A 13987-nucleotide genomic window follows, 5' to 3' on the forward strand; every position below is an offset into this window, starting at 1 on the left:
AAAGGGCCGTGAACACCATCAAGACTCTCTGCTTCGCCATCGCGGCGCTGTCGTCGTACGCCGCCCTCGGCTACCGGCTGTGCCAGGTCAGACGCGGCTGGCGGGACAGCGCCTACCGCACGCTGTTGGTCACCCTGCTGTTGCAGTGCCTCACCTTCACGATGGGTGCCGTCGCCATGGGGAGCGAGCGCTTCCTGGGCGTCGGCAACCTCGCGATCCTGGTGATGCACCTGTCGGCGGTCGCCTTCTGCGTCAGCGCCCAGATCATCCTGCTGCGCTGGGCGGCCGACGCCGAGGAGTCGGGGCGCAGGGCCCGCTACTGGCTGATCACCGGAATCGCCCTCAACGCGCTCCTTACGGCGCTCTTCCTGATCGCCGACGGCCCCGGACGGCCGGCCGAGGACTTCAACACCGGCAGCGGCCAGCCGCTGGTCCTCACCTACCTCCTGGTCTTCATGGTCTCCCAGGCGGTTCCGTGCGTCACCATCCTGCGCCAGTGCGGGCCCTACGCCCGGATGGCGAGCAAGACCTCGCTGCGGCAGGCCCTGCGGCTGCTCTCCGTCGCCGCGGTGATCCTCTTCCTGTACTGCCTGGCCCGGGTGGTCAACGTCCTCACGGCCGCGTGCGGGCTCGACATCGGCGCCTGGACCCTGGCCGCGTCCGTCTTCAGCGCGCTGGGCATCGTCACCCTCTCGCTCGCCCTGACGATCTCCTCCTGGGGGCCGTCGGCCACCAGGCTGCTGGAGTGGGCGCGCGGCTACCGATCCTACCGGGCGCTGTACCCGCTGTGGCGGGATCTGTACGAGTCCTCGCCGGACATCGTGCTGGAGCCGCCCGGGGCCGCGGTCTCCGATCTCGACTACCGGCTGCACCGGAGGGTCATCGAGATACGGGACGGATGGCGGGAGTTGCGCCCCTACATCGACCGCACCACGAACGGCGACGGCGGGGCGGGCCCCAGGGGGAGCGAGGAGTCCCGGCAGGCGTTCGCCGAGGCGGCGCAGATCAGGCAGGCCCTGCACGCCAAGCGCACCGGCACGATTCCCGACGACAACGCGGACACCGGCGACTTCGGGGACCGCGACACGGACAACTTCACCGCCGAGGTCGTCTGGCTCACGAAGGTGGCCTCCGCCTACCGGCGGCTCGGCAAGGTCCGCTGACGGCCCGCACGGCGCGCTGAGGGACGACCGTAGGCGTTCGCGCTGAGGGGCCGCGGGCGCGTTCGCGCCCCGGTCCCCGGGTGGATCCCGCCCGGTCTGCCCCCGACAGGCCGAGCGGGACTTCCCCCGTGTTTCCCCCGTGTCCCCCGTTTCCTTCTTTCCGAGCCGAGTGGGTGGCCCCACTCGGTCCGGCCCGGGTCCGGCCCCGAAAGACCGGGCCGGACCAGGCCGATAGAGCTGGCAACCAACTCGGCCACCCCCGTGAGCGGAGTTAGCTGGCAGCTATCGGCGAGGTCCACGGTGGCGGAGTTGCGTCCGATTGTCAACTGACCGCTAATCTGCGAAACTGACGATTAGCCGGGGGCAAAGCCGAGGAGGTGAGGGAGGGAGATTCGCATGTCCGAGACTGACGACCGGCCCATGCTGGCAGTGCGTCTGGACAACCTCTTCAAGACGGTTCGTCCCAAGGGCAAGCACTGGACCAACGCCGAGGTGGCGGAGGAGCTCAAGCGGGCCAACCCCGAACTGAAGGTCGGGGGTGTGTATCTGTCGCAGTTGCGGACGGGCAAGCGCTCCAATCCCTCACCGGACCTGCTGGCGGCCCTGGCGCGCTTCTTCGGCGTGTCGGTGGCCTACTTCTTCGACGACCAGGTCGCCGAGTCGGTGCTCAGCGAGATCGCCGCCATCGAGGCGCTGCGCCAGGCCGGGGTCCGCGCCGTGGCGATGCGCGCGGCGGGGATGAAGAAGGAGAACCTCGAGGCCATCACGACCATCATGGATCAGTACCGGCAGCTCCAGGGCCTTCCGCCGGTCGCCGACACCTCGGACCCGGAATGAGAGGTGCGGCTGGGTGAGGGGCGCGGGCAAGGGACGGTCGGCCGATCACGACCGCCGCAGTCAGCTCAAGAAGCTCCGGAAGGCCGGTGCGCGGCGGATCGCCGACCTCGACCTGCCGGAGGTGTCCGACGTGGCCGATCTCTGCCGCCATCTCGGCGAGGTCCGCGGCCGCCCGATCACGCTGGTCCCGATGCCGATGCCGGCCACGCACCCCTGCGGCATGTGGGTCGCCGCCCGCGACGAGGACCTGATCTTCTATGACGCCAACACGACCAGCGCGCATCAGGAGCACATCATCTTGCACGAGCTGGGCCACATCATCTGCTGCCATCGCGGGGCGGGTTGGCTGGACGAGGCGAGCGCACGCCTCCTCTTCCCCAACCTCGACCCCGACCTCGTGCGTGACATGCTCCTGCGCGCGACCTACGACGACGTCCAGGAGCAGGAGGCGGAGATCATCGCCTATCTGCTCTCCCAGCGGGTGGGCGGCACCGAGGAGCGGCATGGCGCGCCCACGGCAGGGGGCGCCGGGGCATCCGGGCAGGACGCCATGCTCAGCCGGATCGAACGCACCCTGATCTGAGGTTGATCCGACGGTGCCTCAGTCATCCCCCAGTGGCCGCCACCTCCTCGGCCAGGATCGCCACGGCGCGCCGGATGTCGTCCTCGCGGTGCTCGCTGGTGACGAAGAACCGCAGCCTGGCCAGCCCCTCCTCCACGGCGGGATGGAAGATCGGATCGGCGATCACACCGCGGTCGAACAGCCGGTCCGCGATGTGCAGGGTTCTCGCCGAGTCGCCGAGGAGACACGGCACGATCGGGGTGTGGGCGCTGGTGCCCGTCGCCAGACCGGCCGAAGCGGCCAGGCCGAGGAAGAGTTCCGCGTTGCGCCGCAGGGCACGCACCCGGTGGGGTTCGGCGACGATCAGCTCGGTGGCGGTCAGCGCCGCGGCCGCGTTGGCCGGGGTCAGGCCGACGCTGTAGACGAAGCCCGGCAGCGTATGCCGCAGCCACCGCACCATCCGGGCCGAGCCGCCGAGATAGCCACCGCAGCTGGCGAACGTCTTGGACAGGGTGCCCATCCACAGGTCCACATCGGCCCGGTCGACGCCGAAGAACTCACCGACGCCACGGCCGCGTTCGCCCACGGTGCCGATGCTGTGCGCCTCGTCGACCATCAGCAGGGCGCCGTAGCGCCGCTTCAGGTCGATCACGGCGGGCAGGTCCACCAGGTCGCCGTCCATGCTGTACGCGCCCTCCACGACGATCAGCACCCGTCTGAACCGGGACCGGTTGCGCCGCAGTGTGTCCTCGAGCGCGCCGATGTCGTTGTGGGCGAACGGGCGCCGCGCCGCCCCGGACAGGGCGCAGCCCTGGAGGATGCTGTCGTGGGCGAGCGCGTCGTGCACCACCAGGTCCCGCGCCCCGACGAGGTGCCCGATCGCGGTGACGTTGGTGGCGTGGCCGCTCACCAGCGCCAGGCAGTCCGCGGTGCCGAGGAAGTCGGCCAGCGCCCGCTCCAGCCGTACGGTCAGGTCCCGTTCGCCGGAGAGCACCCGGCTCGCCGAGACCGAGGTCCCGTACCGGTCCACCGCCTGGTGCACGGCCTCGTTGACCGCCGGATGGCCGGAGAGCCCCAGGTAGTTGTAGCTGCCGAAGGACAGATACGGCCTGTCGTCGATCATGGTCGTATCGCGGATGGTGCCCTGGTGGACGCGGAAGTACGGGAAGTCCGCGCCGCTGCCGGTGATCGCGCTCAGGCGCTCCTCGAACTGGCGCACCTCGGGGAAGTCATCGGCGCACGCGGTCGCCGCGTCCCAGTCCCCGTTCCCGTTCCCGTCCACGTCCCCCCGTGTCTCCCGGGGCAGCGGCTCACCGAGGACCGGTTCCCCGGTGAGATGCGGATCGACCAGTCCGACCAGCCGTGCCACGGTGAGGTCGGGCGAGAAGATCTCCTCGGTGCGGAATCCCGGTATCCGCTTGCCGATGTTGACCTCCAGCTCCTGGAGCATCAGGGAGTCGAAGCCGAGGTCGGTCACCAGCTTCATCCGCTCGGTCAGATCGGCGAGCGGGAAGACGCCGGTGCGCGAGAGCTCTTCGAGCACGATGGTCGCCGCGGATCCGCCACCGGCCCGCGCCTCCACCGGCCCGGGCCGGTCCTCCGCCACCCCGGTCCGGCCGTCCCGCACCGCCACGAGGGCGGGCGGGGCCTCCTCCGGGGCGCGTGCCGACTCGTCCACCGCCCAGTGGTGGCGCGGGGCGAGCGGGCTCGGTGGCAGGGTGCAGGGGGGTATGTGCTCCAGCACCGGGCGGAGCCCCGCGCCGGTGACCGCGCGCTCGGCGAGCCGGGCCAGCCCCGCCGAGCGCTCCTCGGCGGACAGCGAGCCGGGCGCGGGCACGACGGCCGTCTCCGGCTCCTCACCGGGTGGCACCGTGCCGGTCAGCTGCCCCGGCCCGAGCCGCCCGGTGCGGCCGGCCGCCACGGCCTCGGCCGCGGCGGCCAGCTTGGTGACGGCGTCGGCGGTGTCCTCGGCCACCAGGGCGAGGCGTTCGGCGAGCGGAGCCCGGCGGGCCAGGGTGCCCGCCACCGCGGCCAGCGGCGGCCGGTCCTCGGCGAGGGTGTCGGCCAGCTCCCGGGCGTAACGGGCCAGCCCGGCCCGGTCGCGGGCGCTGAGCACCAGCAGTCGCGGCCCCTCGTCCGGTGCGGGACGGGCCGGTGCGGGGCGGGCCGCGGCCCCGGCGGCGGCGGTGGCGGATTCCTCCACCACCAGATGGACACCGGTGCCGCCGAAGCCGAACGCGCTCACCCCCGCGCGGCGCGGCTGCCCGGACTCCGGCCATACGGTGGGCTTCGTCGGGACGATCAGCCGCGCGGCGTCGAGTCCGGAGCGGTCGGCGAGTTCGAACTCCGGCTGTGGCGGTATCACCCCCCGGTGCACGGCCAGCACGGTCTTGACCAGCCCGGCCACCCCGGCGGCGTTGAGCGCGTGTCCGACCACCGCCTTCACGGCGCCGAGGAAGGCGGGCGCGCCCCGCGCCCCCCGCAGTTCGCCCAGGACGCCGACCTCGACCGGATCGCCGACGGTGGTCCCGGTGCCGTGTGCCTCGAGGTAGCCCACCGCGTCGGGGGTCAGATCGGCGTCGCGGTAGGCCCGGCGCAGGGCCCTGAGCTGACCGGCCGCCTGGGGGTGCATTCCGCCCTGTACGGTCCCGTCGTTGGCCGTGCCCACGCCCCGTATCACCGCGTAGACCCGGTCGCCGGCGGCCAGCGCGTCGGCCAGGGGGCGCAGCGCCAGGACCCCGGCGCCCTCCCCCAGGACGAAGCCATCGGCCTCCGCGCCGAACGGCAGGCATCTGCCGGTGCGCGAGATGGCGCCGATCCGGCAGAGCCCCACCAGCAGATCGGGGGCGAGGATCAGCTGGGCGCCGCCCGCCAGGGCGATGCGGCAGCGGCCCGCGCGCAGTGCGAACACGGCGTTGGCCACGGCCATGAGACCACCGGAGCACGCCGAGTCCAGCGCATAGCTCTCGCCGTGCAGATCGAAGACCGAACTGACCGTGTTGGGCCCCATGTTGAGCAGCAGTCCGGCGACCGACGAGCCGTGCAGCCCGTCCACCGCGCGGACCGTCTCCGGCCACCCGGGGTCGGTGGCCCGCGCCCCGAACTCGCCGCCGGTCAGCTGGCGCATCCGGATGCGCATGGTGGTGATCTCGCGATAGCCGCTCTCGGTGAGGGCCGTGATCACCGAGGTCTCCTCGCGGTCGAAGCCCTCGGCCTCCCATCCGGCGTCCTGGATGGCCTCACGGGTCAGGTCGATCAGCAGCCGCCCCTGCGGATCCATCGATCTGGCCCGGCGTGGCGGGATGCCGTAGTGCGCCGCGTCGAAGTGGCCCACGTCCGGCAGCAGCGCCATGGTGTCCGTATAGGTCGCGGATGTGTCACGTAAGTTGTCGCTGAGGAAGGTGGCGGTGCGCCATCTCGAGTCCGGGACGGTGGCGAACTGCGCCCGCGGCTCATTGAGCAGCCGCCAGTACTGGTTGACGTTCCGCGCCCCCGGGAACCGGCAGGCCATTCCCACGATCGCGACGTCATCGCGCCGCGTGCCGCTCGCACCCACGGTGGATTCCTTCGCTGTCACGGCCGTCACCCGGCGGTGGCCAGTCGCTCGCGCCACCACTCCACCGTCGCCTTGACCTGCTCCTCGACGGGGGTGGCGCGCACCGCGAACTCGGCTTCGTAGGCGCTCGCGTCCATGACGAAGGGCCGGTCGAACTGGTAGCGGACCTCCTTGAGCTCGCGCAGCAGCGGGGAGAACAGCGACGCGAGACCCAGCACGGCCGACGGCAGCCTGCGCACCGCGACCGGCCCGGTCCCCGCCTCGGTGGCGAGGCGGTCGACCATCTCGCGGGTGGACAGCGCGGGCGCCGTCGGTACGTGCCAGGCGCGCCCCCAGGCCCGCTCCTCGCCCGCCACCTCGGCCAGGGCGGCGGCCACATCGGGGACATAGCTCCAGCTGTGCGGGGTGTCGGGGTCGCCGAGCGAGGAGACCGACTTGCCGCGCAGCACGGGTGGCATGACCCGCGCGGCGAGGTGCCCGCCGTCGGTCACCCCGGGCCCGAAGAAGTCCGAGGCCCGCACCTCGACCGCCTTGATACGGCCCTGCTCATGGAGGTCGCGCGCCTGCTCCCACCCGGCGGCGCGCACCCGCCCCTTGGTGCCGGTGGCGGCGAGCGGCAGCTCCTCGGTCATGGGCCCGTCCACCGGGCCGTAGCCGTAGAGGTTGCCGAGCATGACCAGGACCGCCCCGGTGGCCTCGGCGGTCGCGCGGAGCGACGCGGCCAGGGGCGGCCATTCACTCGCCCAGCGGTGGTAGGGCGGTGCGCCACAGCTGTAGAGGGCGGCCGCGCCCCGCACGGCCTCGGTCAGTCGCTCGCTGTCCGTCGCGTCCAGCGCGACGTGCTCGATACCCGGTTCCGGGCCGCGGCCCGACCTGGTGATGACGCGTACCGTATGGCCTCTTTCGGCGAGCAGCCGAGCAGTGGCCGCCCCCGCGGGCCCGAATCCTATGACGACATGAAGGTTCACGCGCGCACACTAGCGCGAGTGTCTGTGGCTTTTGCGGCAGACGTTCCGATGGGCCGTTCACTCCGTTCACCGGGAGGCGCCGGTTCCCGCTGAGGGCAGGTAGCGCGGCGCCCCGGTTTCGGGGTCTGGGGCGGAGCCCCGGCTTCGGGGAGGGGCGGGGAGGGGAGGGGGCAGCTCGCCGCAGGCGGGGCAATCCGCCAGCCCCCTAGCCCCGGCGCAGGCTCGCCAGGAAGCGCCAAAGCGCGGAGCGGGGCCGTTCCGGCCGGGCGGGGGCGGGCGTCGCCTCCGTGACCGGCTCGGCCTCCGGCAACGGGGCGGTCGGGGGCACCGGGGTCTGCCGTGTCCGCATCCGGTACCGGACCGGGAAGGACTTCAGACCGCGTACATGCGTGGACGAGCGCCAGGGCAACTGGTCGACGGGCAGGCCCAGTTCGAAGTCGCACCGTTCGAACAGCTTGCCCACCGCCGTGGTGACAACCATGTCGGCGAGCCCCCGGCCCGGGCACTGGTGCGGCCCCGCGCCCCAGGCCAGATGGGCGCGCGAACTCACCGACGCGTCCTGGCTCCCGGGCGTGGCGAACATCGGGTCGCCGTGCGCGGCGGCGATCGAGGGCACCACCACATCGCCCGCGGCGAGCCGGAAGTCCCCCAGGTCGGTGTCGACCGCGGGAAAGCGGAAGGTGAGGTTGACCCACGGCGGCGAGGCGATGTGCACGCGGTTGACCAGCTCCTCGACCGGCCCCGCCATCAGTCCGGCGCGCGTCCCGGCCTCCCCGGCCAGCACCTCCAGCACGCTGTTGGTGATGGCGTGGCTGACCAGCTCCGACATGATGACGATGATCGCGTACAGCTCCAGCCCGATCTGCTCCACCGTCAGCGGGGGCTCGACGGCCAGCAGCCGGGTGGTCAGGTCGTCGCCGGGGTTCTGCCTCTTGTACGCGGCGAGTTCGGTCGTCGCGGCCACCAGCCGGCCCACGGCCGCCGCGGCGTCCGGGCCGCCGTCCACCATGCGCCACGAGTCCATGAACACGTCGTCGCCCTGCTCGACCGGAAAGCCGAAGAGCCGGTTGACGGCCATCAGCGGCAGCGCCCGGGCGAACTGCGCGCCCAGGTCCACCCATCCGCTCTCGCTGCCGTCCGCGAAGAAGGTGATCAGCTCGTCGGCGTGGCGCGAGACGGCGTTCGCCAGTTCCCAGGACTGGGGCGCGTCGGAGTCCTGGAAGGGGGCGAGCGCCTCCTCCACGGCGGCGCGTGTCGCCTTGTGCCGCTGGTCGTCCTGGACCAGCAGATGGCTGACCTGGTAGCCGGGCAGATGCGGCCAGTCGGACGGCACCCGGCCCTCGCGCAGCCACCGCCAGTGCTGGACGTCCTTCTTCCACGCGCTCTCGTCGCGCAGCACCTCCCGCACCTCGCGGTAGCCGAGCACCAGCCAGACCGGCACCCCGTGCAGATCGACGGGTGCCACCGGCCCGTACCGGGCCCGCAGGCGTGCGTAGACCGAGGCGGGCCGGGTCTCGAAGTCCCGTGTCATCAGCGGCTCGACCGCCAGGGACTCCAGCTCGGACGGCTCGGAAGGAGGGAAGTGCATTTCGATGTCCTTAGGGCGACAGCTGGACCATTCCGGCCGGGCCGCGGGATCCGTGTGGGGGTAGCCACACGGCATCTGACGCGCGGCACGGAGCGAGAGTCGGCCCGCTACGGCGCAGGCCACACTAGCGGCCGTTCGGCGGGCTGAACAGGGACACCCCTTAGGGCTTTGAGCAGGCTAGGGCTTGTGGCCGACCGCCTCCGCGTAGAACGAGCGGTCCACGACCTTGTCCTCGGGCAGCGGGTCGCCCTCGACCACCCCGGCGGTGGCGTACGCCTTCTGGAGGCGGTCCACGGTGCCCGCGCGGATCTCCCAGTCCATGCGCAGCGACGGCACGGCGGCCAGCGTGTCCGGCTCGGTCTTGAGCACGTCGCCGAGGTCGTCCAGGAACGCCTTGTCCTTCTTGTAGTCGCCGGCGAAGTAGGTGTTGACGGTGCGGATGTAGGCGCGCAGGAACGCCACCCCCGCGTCCGGGTCCCCGGTCAGCAGATCGGGTCCGAACAGGAGCCCGCCGAGCGGTTCACCGCTCGGCTGACCGCCGAGGAAGGCGTAGCCCGCGTCGCCGTCCACCTGGCGCCACACCGGGTCGAGCAGCCAGGCCGCGTCCACACCGCCGTTCTTCAGCGAGGCGAGGACCTCGGCCGGGCCGAGCTGCTGGAAGCGGACGCTGTCCATGTCGGCCTTGTGCGCGGAGAGCACCTTCTCCATCGGGTACGTGATGACCGACCCCTTGCCGATGAGGGTGCCGACCGTACGGTCCTTGAGGCTGACCCCGCCCGCCGTCTCCCCCGGCCGCAGCCTGGCCCAGAATCCGCTCCTGGAGCCGGGCGCGGGCGTGAAGTTGCCGGCGACCCAGCGAATGTCGAACCCCTGCCGGATGCCGTTGAGCACGGCGGCCTCCGGCGCCGCGTACTGGACGTCGACATCGCCCTTGGCGAGCAGCGGAAGCGCGTCCGGGGTGGGCAGCAGCTTCACCTCGACGTCGAGCTTCTCCTTGCTGAATTCGCCCTTCGCCACACCGATCCGCAGGGGCGCCAGATATTCGGCGGTCAGCGTGGACGCGGAGACGACGACCTTCGTCCTCCTCTTCAGCGGCTTCGGCGCGGGCGCGCCGGGCGCGCAACGGGCGGGTTCACGGGTGGCGGACCTGTCGGAGGGGTCGGTCCAGCCCTTGGCGCAGCCCGCGACGGGGGTGATCGGACGGGGCTTGCCGCGCACGCCCGGACCCGCCGAGTCCGAGGTCCGCGCGTCGCAGGCGGCGAGGGAGCCGAGGACGCCCAGCAGGGTCACGCCGGTGAGGAGGGCGCGGGCGAGGGAGGGTGTCCGTGCCATGGGTGCCGCCTTCCGGGGGCCGGGGGTCGGAGCCGAGGTGGGGGTCAGGACTGGGGCCGGCCGCGGTCCCGCGGCGCCCAGGGGGTGAGCCGGCGACCGATGAACCGGACGAGTTCGGAGAAGACCACGCCGAGCACGGCCACGCAGACGATGCCGACGAACATCACGTCGTTCTGGAACAGCGTCCGCGAGTCGAAGATCAGGTGGCCGAGGCCGTCGTTCGCGGCGATCTGCTCGGAGGCCACGATGACCAGGACCGCCACTCCGGCCGCGACCCGCATGCCGACGAGGACCTGCGGCAGCGAGGCGGGCAGCAGGACGTGGCGGAACATCTGCCAGGGACCGGCGCCGAATACCCGCCCCGCCTCCCGGTGGCCCTCGGCGACGCCCATCACGGCGGCCATTGTGGAGATCCACACGAAGAAGAAGACGGTGGTCGCGACGAGCGCGATCTGGGGTCCCTCGCCGAGGCCGAACATATTGAGGAACACGGGGAGCAGTGCGAGTTTGGGCACGACGTACAGCGCGTCGAGCAACGGTTCCAGCGCCGCGCGGACCATCCGCAGCGCACCCATCAGCAGCCCGAACAGATAGCCCGCCGCGGTGCCGAGCGCATAACCGGCGATCACCCGCTTGAGGGTGGCCCATACGTCCGGCCACAGCTTGCCGTCGGCGGCGCGCTGCCAGCCGTCCGCCGCGATCGTGGACGGCGCGGGGTAGATACGCGGGTCGATCCAGCGCTGGTCCGCGGCGAGCTGCCACAGCAGGATCAGCGCGGCGGGCACGGCGAGGGCGAGGGAGAGTTCGATGGCGCGGCGGCGCCGGTGGGCGCGGACCGGATCGCGCTCGCCCGGCCCGGGGCGCCGCACCAGCAGCGTCGTCTCGGCGGGCGCGCCGCCCTGTTCGCCTTCAGCGGGGCGTTCACCGGGCCGCGCGGTCGGGGCCGAGGCGGCGGTGTTCTCGCCCTTCATGAGGGATTCCCGTTCTCGCCCGTACCTGAGGGATTCCCGTTCTCGCTCGTCATGAGGGATTCCTCACCGGGTCCGCCGGGGCGGTGGCACCGGCCCCGCCCCGCCGCACCTCGTCGCGCAGGAGTTCCCACAGCTCGGACCGCAACGCGGCGAACCGCGGAGCGTGGCGCATCGCCCCGGTGCGCGGGCGTTCGAACGGCGGGCGCCGTTCGGCGATCACCCTGCCGGGCCTGGCCGACATCACCACCACCCGGTCCCCGAGCACGATCGCCTCCTCCAGGCTGTGGGTGACGAACAGTGCGGTGGTACGGGTGGCCTGGCACACCGCCAGCAGCTCGTCCTGGAGGATGGTGCGCAACTGGGCGTCGAGCGCGGCGAACGGTTCGTCCAGGAGCAGCACCTCCGGCTCCACCGCGAGCGCGCGGGCGATCGCCACCCGCTGCCGCATCCCGCCCGACAGGGTGGCCGGGTAGGCGTCGGCGAAGTCGGAGAGACCGAGCCGGGCCAGCCAGTCCCGGGCCCGCGCGTCGGCGGCCTTGCGTGGCACACGCCGCACATCGAGGCCGAAGCGGACATTGGCCAGCACGGTCTTCCAGTCGTAGATGCCGTAGTCCTGCGGGATCATCGCGGCCGGGTGCCGGCGACGCGCGCGAATCTCGACCTCGCCACCGCTGGGGCGGACGAGTCCGGCGACGATGCGCAGGAACGTGGACTTGCCGCATCCGGACGGGCCGACGATGCAGCAGAACTCCCCGTGCCGAATGTCCATATCGAGTGGTCCGAGGGCGTGCACCTGCCGGGTTCCATGCCCGAAGGTGCGGGTCACCGCGCGGGCACGTACTTTCGGCGCGGCCCCGGGTGTGGTGTGCGGCTCCACCCCGTATCTCCTGATCCGGTCGAGCGGGTGTCGTGCGACAACGGCTGCGCGCACCGCTTTACGATATGACGCCCCGTCAGATTCGGGCAAGGGTGGCGGAGCGACTGGCACCCCAGGGGCATTACTCAGGACAGACGGCGGCACAGCAGCGCGTCCGGGCCGCCGGAGCCGCCCACCCGCGTGGTGAAGGCGATACCGGCGGCGTACTCGCCGTCCGCGCACTGCCCCTTGTAGGCACCGTGGGCGAAGTCGCCCCCCGCGGCGTCGGCCGGCCGGTTGTCGGAGCGGTCGAACCAGACCGTACGTCCCGTGGCGCCCAACGGGGACCGGGCCGGGGCGCACAGTGCGGCGGACACCCGGCTGCCACGGCGGCTGTAGCCGATGAGGAACTGGTCCGAGGGGCACTGGAACTTGGTGTAGCCGGAGGCCCAGTCGCCACCGGCCGGTACGTACCGTTCGTCCGTGACGACCGTATGGGCGGTGCCGGGGGCGCGCGGGTCGTCGGCGCCGGTGTCGGTGCACAGCCCGCGCCCGGAGGTGTGGCTGAGGCCGATCAGCCGCAGCCCATCGGGGCAGGCCGCCTTGTAGGCGCCCGGATCCCAGTCGCCCCGGCCCCGCTCGATCAGGGACTGCACATGGTCGCCGTGGTCGGTGACGAGCATGCGCCAGACCGGTACGCGGTCGACGGGGCCGGTGTGTCCGGGCGCGGTCATCAGCCGCCGCCACGCCGCGCCGCGCCAGTCGCCCTGGTCGAGGATTCCATATCCGCGGCCCGTGGCGTCGTAGCGCAGCAGCGCCCAGTCGTCGTGGCCTTCCCAGCCCACGAGTGGCCAGTAGGCGAAGTCGGCGTCATGGTCGGCGAAGTAGTCGGTGATATGGGTGAACCAGGCGCGCGGCGCGGTACCCGTCTCGGCCGATCCGATGCCGAACTCGCTGATCCACACGGGTGCGGTGTAGTGCTTTCCGCTGTCCTCGGCGACGAAGAACGCCTGGTCGGTGAGGGTTCGATACAGCTCATCCCGGCTGAGGTCCTGGTACCGGGGGTCGTGGGTCTCGCCGACGCCGGTGGCACCGCTGTGGCGCGGGCCGGTGTATCCGTAGAAGTGGGCCGAGTACACCAGCTTGTGGGCGTCTGTGAGGGTGTGCGAGAGGGTGCGCGCGGGGGCCAGGGTGGGGCGTTCGTGGGGCAGCCCGTCCACCGGAATCCCGGTCCAGTTGATGCCCTCGATCACGATGAGGAGATCGGGGTCGGCCTCGGTGAGGATGCGGTCGGCGGCACGTTGCGCGGCGGTGTACCAGTCGTGCTGGTCGCCGAGGCCCCAGTTGGGGTCGTCCAGGACATCGCGGCGCACCTCGTTGTAGAGGTCGGCGCCCACCACACGTGGCTCGTCGGCGTAACGGCGGGCCATGAAGACCCAGTCGTCGATCCACGCTTGCGTGGACTGGCCGCTGTTCCACCGCTCGTTGCCGTCGATGCCGCAGCACCATCGGGTGGTGTTGGTGTGGTTGTTGAGGATGACGGCGAAGCCGTCCCGGCTGAGTGCGGACACCACGACGTCGAAGATCTGGAGGGGTGTCCTTCCGCGCAGTTGGGTGTTGGCGGCCACGGCGCTGTCCGGGACGGTCGCCGTGGTGTGGATCATCTCGTTGGAGAACGGCAGCCGGATGCTGTTGATGCCCAGCCGGTGGAAGTCGGCGAGCAGTGTCGGCAGGGGCACCCGGTCCAGGGCGAGGGGGATGCCGGAGGAGTTCTGCCCGGAGTGGTGGTTGGCGGGGTCGTCCACACTGCCGCTGCCCGTCCACGAGCCCTGCGCGCCGTCCCAGTTGGCCGACTTGAGCCGGAAGCGGTCGCCCTTGGCGTCCACGATGTACCGGCCGCGGGTCGACAGCGGCGGCTGCCAGGCGTCAGCCGCGGGGGCGGAGGCGGCCTTGGCGGAGACGGAGGCGGCCTTGGCGGTGACGGCGGGGACCGCCTCCGCGACGGGCTGCCGGGCGGTGGCGACCGGTCCCGGCGCCATGGCCAGCAGGGCGAGGATCGACGCGATTCCCGTCAGGTACCTGAGTGATCTCCTGGTCGGCATGCGGCCTTCCCGTGGGTGAGCGATGGTGCCCGAACGCGGCACCGCCGGACCC

The 13987-nt window shown here is 72.1% G+C and carries 10 protein-coding genes; 3 read left to right on the forward strand and 7 right to left on the reverse strand.

The genetic code is table 11. The features are described 5' to 3' along the window. Positions 1 to 8 precede the first annotated feature (8 nt). The 3 genes from ABD329_RS18000 (at position 9) to ABD329_RS18010 (ending at position 2583) form a co-directional block, all read left to right on the forward strand. A complete protein-coding gene (locus ABD329_RS18000; protein WP_198277065.1) occupies positions 9 to 1163 on the forward strand; it encodes an MAB_1171c family putative transporter in 1155 nt (384 codons plus the stop codon). Between the two features lie 396 nt (positions 1164 to 1559). After that, the gene (locus tag ABD329_RS18005; RefSeq protein WP_198277064.1) at positions 1560 to 2000 is read left to right on the forward strand and encodes a helix-turn-helix domain-containing protein; all 441 of its coding nucleotides are present in this window, start codon (positions 1560 to 1562) and stop codon (positions 1998 to 2000) included. Positions 2001 to 2013: 13 nt separating this feature from the next. Further along, positions 2014 to 2583, forward strand: a complete 570-nt coding sequence (locus tag ABD329_RS18010) for a toxin (RefSeq protein WP_198277063.1) — start codon at positions 2014 to 2016, stop codon at positions 2581 to 2583. A 22-nt stretch (positions 2584 to 2605) separates the two neighbouring features. Here ABD329_RS18010 and ABD329_RS18015 read toward each other — a convergent pair whose 3' ends face one another. The 7 genes from ABD329_RS18015 to ABD329_RS18045 form a co-directional block, all read right to left on the reverse strand. Further along, positions 2606 to 6148: an aminotransferase class I/II-fold pyridoxal phosphate-dependent enzyme gene (locus ABD329_RS18015; RefSeq protein WP_425574349.1), complete on the reverse strand. Its 3543-nt coding sequence runs from the start codon at positions 6146 to 6148 to the stop codon at positions 2606 to 2608. Next, complete coding sequence (locus tag ABD329_RS18020) at positions 6145 to 7086, reverse strand: NAD-dependent epimerase/dehydratase family protein (protein WP_198277062.1); 942 nt, start codon at positions 7084 to 7086, stop codon at positions 6145 to 6147. Before ABD329_RS18020 ends, ABD329_RS18015 begins: the two co-directional genes overlap by 4 nt. Positions 7087 to 7291: 205 nt before the next feature. Further along, on the reverse strand, positions 7292 to 8674 hold the full coding sequence (locus ABD329_RS18025) for a cytochrome P450 (RefSeq protein WP_198282069.1): 1383 nt from the start codon (positions 8672 to 8674) through the stop codon (positions 7292 to 7294). 177 nt (positions 8675 to 8851) lie between these two features. Beyond that, entirely contained in the window at positions 8852 to 10006 is a 1155-nt protein-coding gene (locus tag ABD329_RS18030) for an ABC transporter substrate-binding protein (protein ID WP_344316629.1), read from the reverse strand. A gap of 44 nt (positions 10007 to 10050) precedes the next feature. Beyond that, positions 10051 to 10977 (reverse strand): ABC transporter permease, encoded by a 927-nt coding sequence (locus tag ABD329_RS18035; protein ID WP_246619164.1) that lies wholly within the window; start codon positions 10975 to 10977, stop codon positions 10051 to 10053. 49 nt (positions 10978 to 11026) lie between these two features. Beyond that, positions 11027 to 11854 (reverse strand): ABC transporter ATP-binding protein, encoded by an 828-nt coding sequence (locus ABD329_RS18040; protein WP_198281996.1) that lies wholly within the window; start codon positions 11852 to 11854, stop codon positions 11027 to 11029. A 125-nt stretch (positions 11855 to 11979) separates the two neighbouring features. Continuing rightward, positions 11980 to 13935: a glycoside hydrolase family 5 protein gene (locus ABD329_RS18045; RefSeq protein ID WP_344316631.1), complete on the reverse strand. Its 1956-nt coding sequence runs from the start codon at positions 13933 to 13935 to the stop codon at positions 11980 to 11982. Between the last annotated feature and the right edge of the window lie 52 nt (positions 13936 to 13987).

Origin of the sequence: Streptomyces javensis, from assembly GCF_039525925.1 — a bacterium.
Lineage (GTDB): Bacteria > Actinomycetota > Actinomycetes > Streptomycetales > Streptomycetaceae > Streptomyces > Streptomyces asiaticus.

Bases quoted from the DNA above. Each gene is read 5' to 3' on its own strand.
- ABD329_RS18030 (WP_344316629.1), bottom strand. From the start codon at position 10,006: ATGGCACGGACACCCTCCCTCGCCCGCGCCCTCCTCACCGGCGTGACC.
- ABD329_RS18025 (WP_198282069.1), bottom strand. From the start codon at position 8,674: ATGCACTTCCCTCCTTCCGAGCCGTCCGAGCTGGAGTCCCTGGCGGTC.
- ABD329_RS18035 (WP_246619164.1), bottom strand. From the start codon at position 10,977: ATGAAGGGCGAGAACACCGCCGCCTCGGCCCCGACCGCGCGGCCCGGT.
- ABD329_RS18045 (WP_344316631.1), bottom strand. From the start codon at position 13,935: ATGCCGACCAGGAGATCACTCAGGTACCTGACGGGAATCGCGTCGATC.
- ABD329_RS18005 (WP_198277064.1), top strand. From the start codon at position 1,560: ATGTCCGAGACTGACGACCGGCCCATGCTGGCAGTGCGTCTGGACAAC.